This window comes from Sphingomonas sp., assembly GCF_035758555.1.
Lineage (GTDB): Bacteria > Pseudomonadota > Alphaproteobacteria > Sphingomonadales > Sphingomonadaceae > Sphingomonas_B.
Window position 1 is genome coordinate 25,545 of record NZ_DASTXI010000221.1, and the last position, 13,206, is coordinate 38,750.

Here is a 13,206-nt window from a genome sequence, read left to right on the forward strand (position 1 = left end):
CTCCGCTTATCTGAACCGGTCCGGCAGATAGGGAGCCGGATCGACCTGTGCCACCGGCCGGCCAAGCAGCAGCGCCGCGGCCATGCGCGAGGCGGCGGGCGCGGTCTGAATGCCGAAGCCGCCCTGCCCCGCGCACCAGAACAGGCCGGGCGCCGCCGGATCGAAGCCATAGACCGGCAGCCGGTCCGGCGCGAAGGAGCGCAAGCCCGCCCAGCGCCGCTCGACTCGCCTGATCGCCCAATTCGTGGCCCGTTCGAATCGGTCGATCGCGAGCGCGACGTCGAGCTCCTCGGGTTGGACGTCGCCCGGCTCCGCCGGCGTCTCATCGTGCGGGCTGACCCATAGCCGCCCGCCCGCTTCCGGCTTGAAATAGAAGCTGCCGTCGGCCGCCAGCACCACCGGCAAGTCCGCCGGCGCGGGCGGATCGACCTCCAGCTGAACGACCGTGCGCCGATAGGGCTGGACTCCGATCGGCGGCGCGCCGGCCAGCGCTGCGACCGGGTCGGCCCAAGCGCCGGCAGCATTGACGAGGACGGCCGCCTCGACCGAGTCGCCGCCGGCCCGCAAGCGCCAGCGGCTGCCGATTCGCGTTGCCTCCGTCAGCGGCGCGGCACAGCGCAACTCGGCGCCTCCCTGCTTCGCCGCTTTCAGGAACAGCTGGTGCGCGCCGGCCACGTCGATGTCGGTGCAGCTCGGCATCCAGAGCGCCGCCACCCATTCGGGCGCGAGCTCCGGCAGCCAGTGGCGCACGCGGTCCGCCGGCCAGCGCTCGAGCGCCACCCGGCCGTCGAATTCCGCCGCGAACCGGTCGAGCTGCGCCGCCTCGCGCGCGCGCGCGATATGAAGTTCGCCGCGCGGCCTCAGCAGGTCGTGCGCGCGTAGCCATGGCCCGGAGGCGGAGGTCAGCGGCTGGACGAAGGGTCCGCCATAGGTTTCCGACCAGAAGGCGGCCGAGCGGCCGGTCGCGTGATAGCCCGGCTGGTCCTCCGCCTCGAGCAGCAGCACCGATGCGTGCGGCGCAAGCTCGGCGGCAAGACCGGCCCCGGCGATCCCGGCGCCGACGATCGCGACGTCGTAGCGGCTCATCGCGCGGGCGCGCGTGCGTCGAGAAAGGCGTCGATCTCGGCCAGCGCGGCGTCGCGGACGGGGTCGGCCTCGCGCAGGATTTCGTGCGCCGATTCGGCGCCCCAGACGCGCAGCTTCGCATCCGGCAGCCGCGCCGCCGCTTGGCCGATCGCGGCCGGATCGACCAGCCGGTCATGGTCTGCCGCGAGCAGCAGGATCGGCGCCGCGACCGATTCGAGCCGGCCCGGCGCCTGCAGCGCGAGCGTCGAGCGATAGGCCTCCGCGACCCAGGCCCAGCTGGGCGGGCCGACCGCGATCTCCGGCTTTTCCCGCTTCCACCACAGCTCGTCCTCGTAGCGGGCGACGTCGTGGGTCAGCAGCGACTGGCGCTTCTTCATCGGCACGCCGGGCCGCTCGTTGCTTTTCCAGGCCTGCCGTTCGGGCCGGCCGAGCTTCGTCATCAGCCAGGCGATCTTCGCGCCGAGGCGCGGGCCGAAGGGCGCGCTCCTGAGGCCGAGCATCGGCGCCACCAGCACCGCTGCGTCGGGGGCGATTCGCCGCTCCGCCAGCGCCCGCAGCGTCAGGTGCCCGCCCATCGAATGGGAGACGATGACGTGCGGTCCCGGCGTGCGCGCCGCCCATTGTGTGTAGAAGGCGGCGAGGTCCTCGATCCAGGGCGCGAAATCGCTGGCATGGCCGACGAGCGGATCGTCGGACAGCCGGCCGGAGCCGCCCTGCCCGCGCCAGTCGAAGCTTTCGATGCCCCAACCGGCGCGATGCCAGTGGTCGAACGCCTCGTAATATTTCTCGAACACGTCGCCGCGGCCGCCCAGGAACAGCAGCGATCCGCGCCCGCCCCCGTCCCAGGCGAAAGTGCGCAGCGGCCACCCGTCCGCCGCGCGCCAGCTGCCGATATTGGCGCCGGCGGGAACGGCGCGCCTGTTGATCGTCATCGAATCTGGTTACGGGTTTGCAAGGCTTGGCGTCTAGATGGCGCGGCATGGTCGCCCATGCCCTTCTCGCGATTCTCGCCCTGCTGCTGCTCGCTGCCGCGGTAACGGACCTGAAAGCACGAATTATCGCGAATCGCCTGAATCTGGCGATCGCGCTGCTTGCCCCTGCCTGGTGGTGGGCGAGCGGGCTCGCGCCCTGGCCGGACATGGCGCTGCAGGCGGCATTGGGGCTGACCGTATTCGCGCTGTTCGCGGGGCTGTTCGCATTAGGCTGGATGGGCGGCGGCGACGTGAAATTACTCGGTGCGCTGGCACTTTGGCTGCCGCTGGTGCCGCTGATGCGGATGCTGCTGGCGATGGCGCTGCTGGGCGGATTGCTGACCGTGATCGTGGTCGCGGTTCACCGGCTGCGCAAGCTCAAGACCAGCCCGGAAGTGCCGTACGGCGTCGCCATCGCAACTGCGGGATTGTGGGTCATCGGCGAACTGTATCTTAACCAGTTTGCTTGATGACGATCGGCAAGGGTCATCGACCCGCTCGAGGAGTCGTCGGTCGTGGATGTAAGAAAAATCGCTTTGCTTGTCGGGGCTTTGCTGGTCGCGGCCGTCACCGCGGTCATGGCCAGGAGCCTGTTCAGCGGCGCCGAGACGCCGGCCCAGGCGGCCGCTGTCGGCGCGCCGCAGCCCGATGGCCCGCAGGTGCTCGTCGCCACGCGTGCGCTGCCGGTCGGGACCATCCTTCAGGCTGACAGCTTCCGCTATCAGCCCTGGCCCAAGGAACTGGTCCAGGAAGCCTATTACATCAAAGGCGACGTGACGCCGCCGCAACCGGGAACGGTCGTGCGCTACGCGATCACGGCCGGCCAGCCGATCACCCAGGGCGCGCTGGTCAAGCCCGGCGACAGCGGCTTCCTCGCTGCCGCGCTGGGGCCGGGCATGCGTGCCGTCACCGTTCCGGTCTCGGCGCAGAGCGGCGTCGCCGGCTTCATCTTTCCGGGCGACCGGGTCGACCTCGTGCTGACCCAGGAAGTCGCCGGCAACAGCGGTCCGCCGCTCCGCGCGTCCGAGACGTTCGTGCGCAACATCCGCGTGCTCGCCACCGACCAGCGCACCGATAACGAAATCAAGGACGGCAAGTCCGAGGTCAAAACCTTCTCGACCGTGACGCTCGAAGCGACGCCGCGAATCGCGGAGAAGATCGCGGTTGCCCAGGCCATGGGCCAGCTGTCGCTGTCGCTGCGCTCGATCGCCGACAACAATGCCGAGCTGGAGCGCGCGATCGCGGCCGGCGAGGTCAGCGTCGACGAGAGCAAGGACCCGAAGGCCGAGCGCCAGATGCTGCTTCAGGTCGCGTCGCGCCCGGTCGATACCGACACCACCTTCGTGACCGGCGGCGATGTGTCCCGCTTCGCCCGCCGCACGATGCCGAGCACCAACCCGGTTTCCGCCGGTCCCGTCGCTGCCAGCCCGTCCGGCGAGCCCGCGGCGGCCTTCAGCGGACCCGTCGTCAAAATCGCCCGCGGCAACGCGGAGACCGTCGTCCCGGTCAGGGGTAAATAAGATGCGCAAATCGATCGTTCTGATGCGGACGGCTGCGGTGGCCCTCGCCACCGTCCTCGCCGCGGGTCTGCCGGCTGCGGCGAACGCGGCCCAGCCCACCGCCCGCGTCGGCGAATTGCCGGCCGGCACCCAGCGCCCGACCAGCGAAGTGCTGCTGTCGATCGGCCAGGGACAGCTGGTGACGCTGCCGACCGGCATCGCCAACGTCTGGACCTCCAACCCGGCCGTTGCCGACGTCTATGTCAGCAACCCGCGGCAGATCCATCTGTTCGGCAAGGAAGCGGGCGAAGCGACGGTGTTCGCGACCACTGCGTCCGGCCAGGTCGTCTATGCGACCAACGTGCGGGTGAACCAGAACATCACGTCGCTGGACAAGATGCTGAGGCTCGCCTTTCCGGACGCCAATATCGCCGTCAACACGGCGGGCCAGCTGGCGGTGCTGACCGGCACGATCGGCTCGCCCGAGGACAGCGCCGCCGCGGAACGGCTGGTGCTCACCGCGCTCAATCCGGGCGTCAACGTCTCCGATCCCGCCGCCCAGCTGAAGATGGGCGTGATCAACCGGCTGAAGACGGCGACGCCGCTGCAGGTCAACCTGCAGGTGCGGATCGCCGAGGTCAGCCGCGACCTGGTCAAGGAGATCGGCAACAACCTGCTGACCCGCGACCAGACCGGCGGCTTCCTGTTCGGCGTCGCGCAGGGCCGCAACTTCGGCTCGATCGGCAATGTCGACGTGTCGAAATTCCCGACCGTGCCGGCCTCGACCTTCTTCCCGGGCGCGACGGGTACGATCCCGATCAACCCCGCGACGGGTCTGCCGATCAACCCGGCCAATCCGGGCACTGCGTTCAACTATGACAAGCTCGGCCAGGGGGCCGGCAAGACCTCGATCGCGCTGGCGGGCCGCCTGTTCGGCATCGACGTCGCCTCCGCGCTCGACCTTGCCGAGACCGAAGGCCTGGTCACCACGCTCGCCAACCCGAACCTGACGGCATTGTCGGGCGAGACGGCGAGCTTCCTGGCGGGCGGCGAAATCCCGATCCCGCTGGCGCAGGGGCTTGGCCAGATCGGCGTCGAGTACAAGCAGTACGGCGTCAGTCTGGCGTTCACGCCGACGGTGCTGGCCGACGGCCGCATCTCGATGCGCGTGCGCCCGGAAGTGTCGGAACTGAGCGCGAACGGCGCGGTGACGCTGAACGGCTTCCAGATCCCGGCGCTCACCACCCGCCGCGCTGAGACCACGGTGGAGCTCGGCTCCGGCCAGAGCTTCATGATCGGCGGACTCCTGCAGAACAAGCATTTCGACCAGATCGACAAGGCGCCGGGCATCGGCGACGTGCCGATCCTGGGCGCGCTGTTCCGGTCCAATCGGTTCCGCCACAGCGAGACCGAGCTGGTGATCATCATCACGCCCTATCTGGTGAAGCCCACCAACGGGCCGATCCCGCTGCCGACCGACGGCTACAAGTCGGCGACCGATGCGGCGCGGGTGTTCATGGGCAAGACCTTCACCGGCGACAGCGGCGCCCAGCGCCCGGTGCCGACGATGGCGCCGCCGCAGGTCCAGCCCGCCGGACAGCCGGTATCGCAGGCGACGCCGCTGCTGCAGGCGCCTGCCAAGTCTGCCGAGCGCAAGTCGGATGCGGCCCCGGCCCCCGGCTTCTCGCTCAAGTGATGCGCGCGGCCAAGGAGATGACGATGTTTCGCAAATCCCTTCCCCTGATCGGCCTGGCGCTGGCGCTGTCGGCGTGCGGCACCGTCAATCGCGGCGTCGAATCGGTGCACCAGCCGGTCGTGCAGCGGACCGACTATGTGATCGACCTTGCCTCGTCGGGCGACCGGCTTGCGCCGGGCGAGCGCGAACGGCTGGAAGGCTGGTTCCGCTCGATCGACCTTGCCTATGGCGACCGCGTGTCGGTCGACGATCCGAGCGGATCGACCGGCGTGCATGCCGAGGTCGACTCGCTGCTCGGCCGCCGCGGCATGGTGGTCCTCAATGACGCGCCAGTGACGCCGGGCGCGATCGCGCCCGGATCGGTCCGCGTGGTCGTCAGCCGCGCGAGCGCGCACGTGCCCGGCTGCCCCGACTGGAGCCGCTCCGCCTCGCCCGAGCTCGTCGGCTCGACCATGTCCAACTATGGCTGCGCCAGCAATGCGGCGCTGGCCGCGATGGTCGCCGATCCGAACGACCTGATCCAGGGCCGCGAGGCAGGCGCCGCGGGCGATCCGGCCACGGCCAGCAAGGCAATCCGCGTCTATCGCGAAACCGCCCCGACCGGAACCCGCGGTCTCAAGGCCGAAACCACGTCGAAGAACGGGAACTGACATGAACGCACCCTGGAGCCCCACCCGGTCCGCAGCGCTGCGCGATCCCTTCGTCGCCTATGTGAGCGACGACAGCGCCGCCGACGCGATCCGTCCGATCGCGGTCGAGATGGGCTGGTCGCCTGAAAAGGTCGTCCGCGGCGGCCTGCGCGCGGCGATCCAGAACCTGGCGGTCGCCGCCAGCCCCAACGTGCTGCTGGTCGACCTGTCCGACGCCGCCGATCCGCTGAACGACATCAACGCGCTCGCCGAAGTGTGCGAGCCCGGCACCGTCGTGATCGCGACCGGCGTCACCAACGACGTCCGGCTGTACCGCGACCTGATCGCCAGCGGTATCCAGGACTATCTGCTGAAGCCGCTGCATCCCGAGCAGCTACGCGATGCCTTCACCGGCGCGCAGGCGGTATTCAACGCGCCCAAGAGCTTTGAGCCGGCGCAGGACCGGCCGCATCTGATGATGGCGGTGATGGGGTCGCGCGGCGGCGCGGGCGCGTCGACGGTCGCGGCGTCGCTCGCCTGGCTGTTCGGCGAGAAGGACAAGCGCTCGGCGGCGCTGCTCGACCTCGATGTGCATTTCGGCACCGACGCGCTGGCACTCGACCTCGAGCCCGGCCGCGGCCTGACCGACGCGATCGAGAACCCGAGCCGCATCGACGGTCTGTTCCTCGAACGCGCGCTGGTGCGGGTGAACGAGAAGCTGGCAGTGCTGTCGGCGGAAGCGCCGATCAACCAGCCGCTGCTGACCGACGGCTCGGCTTTCTATCAGCTGCAGGAGGAAATCCGCGCCGGCTTCGAATGCACGGTCATCGACCTGCCGCGCCACATGCTGGTCCAGCACCCGATGCTGGTGCAGGACCTGAACTCCGTCGTCCTCGTCACCGAAATCACGCTGGCGGCCGCGCGCGACTGCATCCGCTTCCTGGCCTGGTTCAAGAGCCATGCCCCCCAGGCAAGCGTGATCCTGGTGGCGAACAAGGTGCCCGCATCCGGCGTGCCGGAGCTCAGCCGCAAGGATTTCGAGGCGTCGATCGAGCGCAAGATCGACTTCGTCGTTCCCTATGACCAGAAGCTCGCCGCGCAGGCGGCGAAGCTCGGCAAGCCGCTCGCCGAGGCGGGCAAGGGTGCGAAGGTCGGGCAGGCGCTGCATGCGCTCGCCGGCCGGCTGATCTCCGCGTCGTCCGACGATGCCGACAAGGGCGCGGAGGAGGCCGGCAAGTCGCTGCTCGGCAAGCTCGGCGAGTTCAAGCTGAAGCTCGGCAAGCCGGCGAAGGCCTAAGGGACCGCGCGGGCATGACGCAGCTCTTCTTTCCGCTGCTGGGGGCAGTGCTGACCCTCGCGATGCTGCTGCTCGCCTTTTCGGGACCGAGCGGCGCAAAGGCGCAGAAGCGGCGCCTGGAAGGCCTGCGCGAGCGCCATGGCGGTCCGAAGGCGCTGACCGTCGAAGACAAGCTCCGCCGCATTACGACGGCGCAGGACACGAAGATGGACAGCCTGGCCGGTCGCCTGCTGCCCAATCCGGCGCTGCTGAAGAAGCGGCTGGCGATGACCGGCAAGGATTGGTCGGTCGGCCAGTACGTGCTGGTCAATCTGGGAATCGCATTTGCGATCTGCATCTTGCTGCTGAGCAAGGGCGCGCCGGTGCTGCTGGGCGTGTTCGGCGGCCTGATGATCGGCCTGGGCCTGCCGCACATGCTGGTCGGCATGAAGATCAAGAAGCGGATCCAGAAATTCACGGTCAGCTTTCCCGACGCGATCGACCTGCTGGTGCGCGGCCTGCGCGCCGGCCTGCCGATCAGCGAGACGCTGGGCGTCGTGTCGGCTGAAATCCCCGGCCCCGTCGGCGAAGAATTCAGGATCGTGACCGACAAGATGAAGATCGGCCGGACGATGGACGTCGCGCTCCAGGAAACCGCCGACCGACTGGGCATTCCCGAATTCCAGTTCTTCTGCATCACGCTGGCGATCCAGAAGGAAACCGGCGGCAACCTGGCCGAAACGCTCAGCAACCTTGCCGACGTGCTGCGGAAGCGCGCGCAGATGAAGCTGAAGATCAAGGCGATGTCGTCGGAATCGAAGGCGTCCGCCTATATCGTCGGCTCGCTGCCGTTCATCGTGTTCGGGCTGATCTGGTTCATCAACAACAAATATATGGGCAATTTCTTCAGCGACGAGCGGCTGATGATCGCCGGCATCGGCGGCCTTATCTGGATGGCGATCGGCGCATTCATCATGGCCAAGATGGTCAATTTCGAGATTTAGGCCATGGAAACGACCGGACCCACCCTTCTCGGCATCGACGTCATCTGGGTAGCGACGCTGCTGTCGGCCGTCGCGACCTTCATGGTGCTGGTCGCCCTCTATGCGATCATGACGGTGCGCGACCCGATGGCGCGCCGCGTCAAGGCGCTGAACGACCGCCGCGAGCAGCTGAAGGCGGGCATCACCGCCTCGACCCGTCGGCGCGCCAAGCTCAATGCCCGCAACGAGACCACCGACCGGATGCGCTCGTTCCTGGGCTCGCTGAAGGTGCTGCAGGACGAGCAGCTTAAGGCTGCCCAGATCAAGCTGATGCAGGCCGGCATCCGTTCGAAGGACGCCGCCGTCGCCGTGATCTTCGGCCGGATGATGCTGCCGATCATCTTCGGCCTGGGCGCGGTGCTGCTGATCTACGGCATCGACTTCTGGCCCGAATGGGGTGCGTTCAAACGCTTCGGCGTGACCGCCGCCGCATTGATCGGCAGCTACAAGGCGCCCGACATCTACCTGAAGAACAAGATCACGAAGCGCAGCAACGCGATCCGCAAGGGCCTGCCCGATGCGCTCGACTTGCTGGTGATCTGCGCCGAAGCCGGATTGACCGTCGATGCCGCGTTCGGCCGCGTCGCGAAGGAGCTGGGCAAGGGCTATCCCGAGCTTGGCGACGAGTTCATGCTGACCTCGATCGAGCTGGGCTTCCTTACCGAGCGGCGCCAGGCGTTCGAGAACCTCGCCACCCGCGTCAACCTGGATGCGATCCGCGGCGTCGTGACGACGATGATCCAGACCGAGAAATACGGCACGCCGCTCGCTTCCGCGCTGCGCGTGCTGTCGGCCGAGTTCCGCAACGAGCGGATGATGCGCGCCGAGGAAAAAGCGGCGCGGCTGCCGGCGATCATGACCGTGCCGCTGATCTGCTTCATCCTGCCGGTGCTGTTCATCGTGATCCTGGGCCCAGCGGCCTGCTCGATCGCCGACAACTTCAAATAAGGAACGGCAGCCGGACTTCGGTCGTTTCTCCCCTGAAACAGAGGGAGAGAGCCCGTGAGCTTCACGCCCGAATTCTGGCTGATCCTGGGACTGACTTTGGTGCTGGGCTGGGTGCTGGGGCTGATGTCCCGCTCCGGAGGTGCGCGGTGGAAGCGCGAGCTGGCCGCCGAGCGCGACGCGCATGCCGCGACCCGGCGGGAATATGAGGCCCGCATCGCCGAAGCCGACAAGCGCGCGGCCGAGCACGACCGCCGCATCGCCGAATACGAACGCGCCCGCACCGCCTATCGCGACGAACCGGCCGGCAGCCGGATCGACAATCTCGACCTGCGTCCGGGCGAACACGTCGAGGTCGACGCCGACGGCAATCGCGTCGTACGGCCGATCCGGCCCTAGATTTTCAACGCCGCCTGGGCTGCCGCGAGCCGGGCGATGGGGACGCGGTAGGGGGAGGCGCTGACGTAATCGAGGGCCACGCTTTCGCAGAAGGCGATCGAGGCCGGGTCGCCGCCATGTTCGCCGCAGATGCCGAGCTTCAGGTCGGGCCTGGTCGCGCGGCCGCGTTCGGCGGCGAGGCGGATCAGCTCGCCGACGCCTTCGACGTCCAGGCTGACGAACGGGTCGCGGGGGAAGATGCCCTTGTCGACATAGGAGGTCAGGAAGCGCCCGGCGTCGTCGCGCGACACGCCCAGCGTCGTCTGCGTCAGGTCGTTGGTGCCGAAGCTGAAGAACGCGCCGACCTCGGCGATCTCGCCGGCCTTCAGCGCCGCGCGGGGCAGCTCGATCATCGTGCCGACCAGATAGTCGAGCCGCCGCCCCTTCTCGGCGAAGACGGCCTCGGCGGTGCGGTCGATCAAATCCTTCATCAGCTCCAGCTCGCGGCGGGTCGCGACCAGCGGGACCATCACCTCGGGGATCGGCGCCTCGCCGGTCTTCTCCGCCACCTCGACCGCGGCCTCGAAGATCGCGCGCGCCTGCATCTCGTAAATTTCGGGGTAGGTGACGCCCAGCCGGCAGCCGCGATGGCCGAGCATCGGGTTGAACTCGTGCAGTTCCGCCGCGCGCCGCTTCAGCGCCTCGACGCCCAGCCCCGCGGCTTCGGCGACCTCGGCGAACTCTTCCTCCTCGTGCGGGAGGAACTCGTGCAGCGGCGGATCGAGCAGACGGATCGTGACCGGCAGGCCGGCCATGATCGCGAAGATTTCGGCGAAGTCGCCGCGCTGCTCCGGCAGCAGCTTCGCCAGCGCGGCGCGCCTGCCCTTCTCGTCGGTCGCGAGGATCATCTGGCGGACGGCGGTGATGCGCGCCGTGTCGAAAAACATGTGTTCGGTACGGCAGAGGCCGATGCCTTCGGCGCCGAAGCCGCGCGCGGTGCGGCAATCGGCCGGCGTCTCGGCATTGGTGCGGACCTTGAGGCGCCGCACCTTGTCCGCCCACTCCATCAGCGTACCGAAATCGCCGGCCAGCTCCGGCTCCACGGTCGGGACCTTGCCCGCCATCACTTCGCCGGTCGCGCCGTCGATGGTGATCGTGTCGCCTTCGCCGATCGTGCGATCGCCGACGCGGAACAGCTTCGCCTTGGCGTCGATCGCGAGCGTGCCCGCGCCGGACACGCAGGGCCGCCCCATGCCGCGCGCGACGACTGCCGCGTGCGACGTCATGCCGCCGCGCGCGGTGAGAATCCCCTTCGCCGCGTGCATGCCGTGGATGTCCTCGGGGCTGGTTTCGACGCGGACCAGGATGACGGCATCGCCCAGCTCCGCACGCTTCTCGGCAGTGTCGGCGTCGAACACGACCGCGCCCGAGGCCGCGCCGGGCGAGGCCGGCAGGCCCTTGGTCAGCACGTCGCGCTCGGCTTCCGGATCGAGCGTCGGGTGCAGCAGCTGGTCGAGCGCCGCCGGATCGACGCGGCCGACCGCCTGCTCTTCGGTGATCAGCCCTTCCTGCGCCATGTCGACGGCCATCTTCAGCGCGGCCTTGGCGGTGCGCTTGCCGTTCCGGGTCTGGAGCATCCAGAGCTTGCCGCGCTCGACGGTGAACTCGATGTCCTGCATGTCGCGGTAGTGCGTCTCGAGCAGCTCGAAGACGCGGGCGAGCTCGGCGAACGTCTCCGGCATCGCCTCTTCCATCGACGCGGGCTTGGCGCCCGCTGCTTCCCGCGCCGCGCGGGTCAGATATTGCGGCGTGCGGATGCCGGCGACGACGTCCTCGCCCTGGGCGTTGATCAGGAACTCGCCGTAATAAGCGCGCTCGCCGGTCGAAGGATTGCGGGTGAAGGCGACGCCGGTGGCGCTCGTCTCGCCCATATTGCCGAACACCATCGCCTGCACGTTGACGGCGGTGCCCCAGCCGCCCGGAATGTCGTTCAGCCGGCGATAGACCTTGGCGCGCTCCGACTGCCACGAGCCGAACACCGCGCCGATCGCGCCCCAGAGCTGGTCGTGCACGTCCTGCGGGAAGGGCTTGCCCCATTGTTCCTGGACGAGGCGCTTGTACTCGCCGACGAGCTTCTGCCAGTCCGACGCGGTCATGTCAGTGTCGAGGAAATGGCCCTGGTCTTCCTTGGCGATCTCCAGCGCTTCCTCGAACGCATCGTGGTTCAGGCCCAGCACCACGTCCGCATACATCTGGATGAAGCGGCGGTAGCTGTCCCAGGCAAAGCGTTCGTCGCCCGAGGTGGCGGCGAGGCCCTGGACCGTCTCGTCGTTGAGGCCGAGGTTCAGCACCGTGTCCATCATGCCCGGCATCGACACGCGGGCGCCGGAGCGGACCGAGACGAGGAGCGGATCGGCCGCGTTGCCGAAGGTCTTGCCGGTGATGCCTTCGATATGGGCGATGCCGTTCGCGACTTCCTGACGCAGCGAGTCCGGGAAGCTTTCGCCTTCCTGGTAATAGCGGGTGCACATTTCCGTGCTGATCGTGAAGCCCGGCGGGACCGGCAGGCCGATCGACGCCATTTCGGCGAGGTTCGCGCCCTTGCCGCCGAGCAAATTCCTGTCGCCCGCCCCGCCGTCCGACACGCCGCCGCCGAAGCGGTACACATATTGGGTCATGCGGGGCTGATCTCCGTTCGAAATGGACGACATGGTCGAGCTGGACGACATTGATGACATTCACATGGATTCCCGAACATTTTCGGGGTTCCGGCGAGGGATCATCCCTCGATCCTCGAAAAGTCCGCGACCTGGTGGACGGCGTCGCGCATGCGGGCGAGCAGGTTCAGCCGCGCGGCGCGCTTGGCCGGATCGGGATCGTTGACCGTCACCTTCTCGAAGAACGCGTCGACCGGTGCCCGAAGTGTCGCCAATGCCGCCATCGCCCCCTCGAAATCCTCCGCCGCAACGGCCGTGCGCGCGCGCGGTTCCGCCGAATCGAGCGCGGCGATCAGCGAGGATTCCTCAGGCGCGGGGGTGTAGGACAGCGTTTTCTCATGGCCCATGATCGCGTCGCGCAGATCCTCGGCCATCACGAAAGGGTCTTCCTCGCCGGTTTGGGGGATGCCTTGCACTTCTCCCTCGTGCTCCTGCGAAAGCAGGAGCCCAGAGTCACCCTGTACCGCGCCCTCCTGGGCTCCTGCTTTCGCAGGAGCACTGGCCCATCCTTCCTTCTTCAGGATGTTCGCCGCGCGCTTGTAGCCGGCGAGCAGGTCGGCGCCTTCCTGCCGTTCGACGAACGCCTGCAGCGCGCGGACGCGGGCGAGCAGGCGGACGAGATCGTCCTCTCCGCCGAGCGCAAACACCGCGTCGATCAGGTCGTGCCGGACGCCGGCCTCGCGCTGCTGGACTTTGAGGCGGTCGGCGAAGAAGTCGTGTAGGTGGATCCATGCTTTGATCCCCGGCTCCGAAAACTCCCTTCGACTAATCTCAGAGCGACGGCTTGGATCATCCCATAAACTTGTCGCGAGCTCGAGAGCACCCGCACTCGCCTGGCTCTCTCCAAAACCTACAACCGTGTCGACCAAGTCACTGATTCGATGGACCTCGGCCCTGGAAAATTTGGCTCGTGCGTAGTTATTTACGCCTTCAACGAACACGCGTTTAAGATCGAAGCGCAGCTGG

General features: G+C 68.2%; 12 protein-coding genes. 8 read left to right on the plus strand and 4 right to left on the minus strand.

The window, feature by feature from the left end:
* Positions 1 to 6 precede the first annotated feature (6 nt).
* Both VFT73_RS13255 and VFT73_RS13260 read right to left on the minus strand, forming a co-directional pair.
* On the minus strand, positions 7 to 1,086 hold the full coding sequence (locus VFT73_RS13255) for an FAD-dependent oxidoreductase (protein WP_326411937.1): 1,080 nt from the start codon (positions 1,084 to 1,086) through the stop codon (positions 7 to 9).
* Positions 1,083 to 2,018: an alpha/beta hydrolase gene (locus VFT73_RS13260; RefSeq protein WP_326411940.1), complete on the minus strand. Its 936-nt coding sequence runs from the start codon at positions 2,016 to 2,018 to the stop codon at positions 1,083 to 1,085. The genes VFT73_RS13255 and VFT73_RS13260 overlap by 4 nt, the downstream gene beginning before the upstream one ends.
* 47 nt (positions 2,019 to 2,065) lie before the next feature.
* Between VFT73_RS13260 and VFT73_RS13265 the strand changes: the two genes are divergently transcribed.
* Genes VFT73_RS13265 through VFT73_RS13300 form a run of 8 tightly spaced genes read left to right on the plus strand, consistent with a single transcriptional unit; the run spans position 2,066 to position 9,544 of the window.
* Positions 2,066 to 2,527: an A24 family peptidase gene (locus tag VFT73_RS13265; RefSeq protein ID WP_326411995.1), complete on the plus strand. Its 462-nt coding sequence runs from the start codon at positions 2,066 to 2,068 to the stop codon at positions 2,525 to 2,527.
* 45 nt (positions 2,528 to 2,572) lie between these two features.
* Positions 2,573 to 3,577 (plus strand): Flp pilus assembly protein CpaB, encoded by a 1,005-nt coding sequence (gene cpaB, locus VFT73_RS13270; RefSeq protein ID WP_326411943.1) that lies wholly within the window; start codon positions 2,573 to 2,575, stop codon positions 3,575 to 3,577.
* Between the two features lies 1 nt (position 3,578).
* Positions 3,579 to 5,252, plus strand: coding sequence for a type II and III secretion system protein family protein (locus VFT73_RS13275; RefSeq protein WP_326411946.1), 1,674 nt, complete (start codon positions 3,579 to 3,581; stop codon positions 5,250 to 5,252).
* Positions 5,253 to 5,275: 23 nt separating this feature from the next.
* A complete protein-coding gene (locus tag VFT73_RS13280; RefSeq protein WP_326411949.1) occupies positions 5,276 to 5,902 on the plus strand; it encodes a CpaD family pilus assembly protein in 627 nt (208 codons plus the stop codon).
* A 1-nt stretch (position 5,903) separates the two neighbouring features.
* Positions 5,904 to 7,178 (plus strand): pilus assembly protein CpaE, encoded by a 1,275-nt coding sequence (locus VFT73_RS13285; RefSeq protein ID WP_326411952.1) that lies wholly within the window; start codon positions 5,904 to 5,906, stop codon positions 7,176 to 7,178.
* 14 nt (positions 7,179 to 7,192) lie between these two features.
* A complete protein-coding gene (locus VFT73_RS13290) occupies positions 7,193 to 8,161 on the plus strand; it encodes a type II secretion system F family protein (protein WP_326411959.1) in 969 nt (322 codons plus the stop codon).
* Between the two features lie 3 nt (positions 8,162 to 8,164).
* Positions 8,165 to 9,148 (plus strand): type II secretion system F family protein, encoded by a 984-nt coding sequence (locus tag VFT73_RS13295; RefSeq protein WP_326411965.1) that lies wholly within the window; start codon positions 8,165 to 8,167, stop codon positions 9,146 to 9,148.
* Positions 9,149 to 9,202: 54 nt separating this feature from the next.
* On the plus strand, positions 9,203 to 9,544 hold the full coding sequence (locus VFT73_RS13300) for a hypothetical protein (protein ID WP_326411973.1): 342 nt from the start codon (positions 9,203 to 9,205) through the stop codon (positions 9,542 to 9,544).
* Here the strand turns inward: VFT73_RS13300 and ppdK are convergent.
* Positions 9,541 to 12,201, minus strand: coding sequence for a pyruvate, phosphate dikinase (ppdK, locus tag VFT73_RS13305; protein WP_326411980.1), 2,661 nt, complete (start codon positions 12,199 to 12,201; stop codon positions 9,541 to 9,543). The two genes, VFT73_RS13300 and ppdK, sit on opposite strands and share 4 nt — an antisense overlap.
* A gap of 101 nt (positions 12,202 to 12,302) precedes the next feature.
* On the minus strand, positions 12,303 to 13,206 hold a 904-nt coding region (locus VFT73_RS13310; protein ID WP_326411988.1), incomplete at its 5' end, for a DALR anticodon-binding domain-containing protein.

What these genes read in the sequence shown, in the direction of transcription:
- VFT73_RS13255 (WP_326411937.1), bottom strand. Translation starts at nt 1,086, where the DNA reads ATGAGCCGCTACGACGTCGCGATCGTCGGCGCCGGGATCGCCGGGGCC.
- VFT73_RS13260 (WP_326411940.1), bottom strand. Translation starts at nt 2,018, where the DNA reads ATGACGATCAACAGGCGCGCCGTTCCCGCCGGCGCCAATATCGGCAGC.
- VFT73_RS13265 (WP_326411995.1), top strand. Translation starts at nt 2,066, where the DNA reads ATGGTCGCCCATGCCCTTCTCGCGATTCTCGCCCTGCTGCTGCTCGCT.
- VFT73_RS13275 (WP_326411946.1), top strand. Translation starts at nt 3,579, where the DNA reads ATGCGCAAATCGATCGTTCTGATGCGGACGGCTGCGGTGGCCCTCGCC.
- VFT73_RS13280 (WP_326411949.1), top strand. Translation starts at nt 5,276, where the DNA reads ATGTTTCGCAAATCCCTTCCCCTGATCGGCCTGGCGCTGGCGCTGTCG.
- VFT73_RS13285 (WP_326411952.1), top strand. Translation starts at nt 5,904, where the DNA reads ATGAACGCACCCTGGAGCCCCACCCGGTCCGCAGCGCTGCGCGATCCC.
- VFT73_RS13290 (WP_326411959.1), top strand. Translation starts at nt 7,193, where the DNA reads ATGACGCAGCTCTTCTTTCCGCTGCTGGGGGCAGTGCTGACCCTCGCG.
- VFT73_RS13295 (WP_326411965.1), top strand. Translation starts at nt 8,165, where the DNA reads ATGGAAACGACCGGACCCACCCTTCTCGGCATCGACGTCATCTGGGTA.
- ppdK (WP_326411980.1), bottom strand. Translation starts at nt 12,201, where the DNA reads ATGACCCAATATGTGTACCGCTTCGGCGGCGGCGTGTCGGACGGCGGG.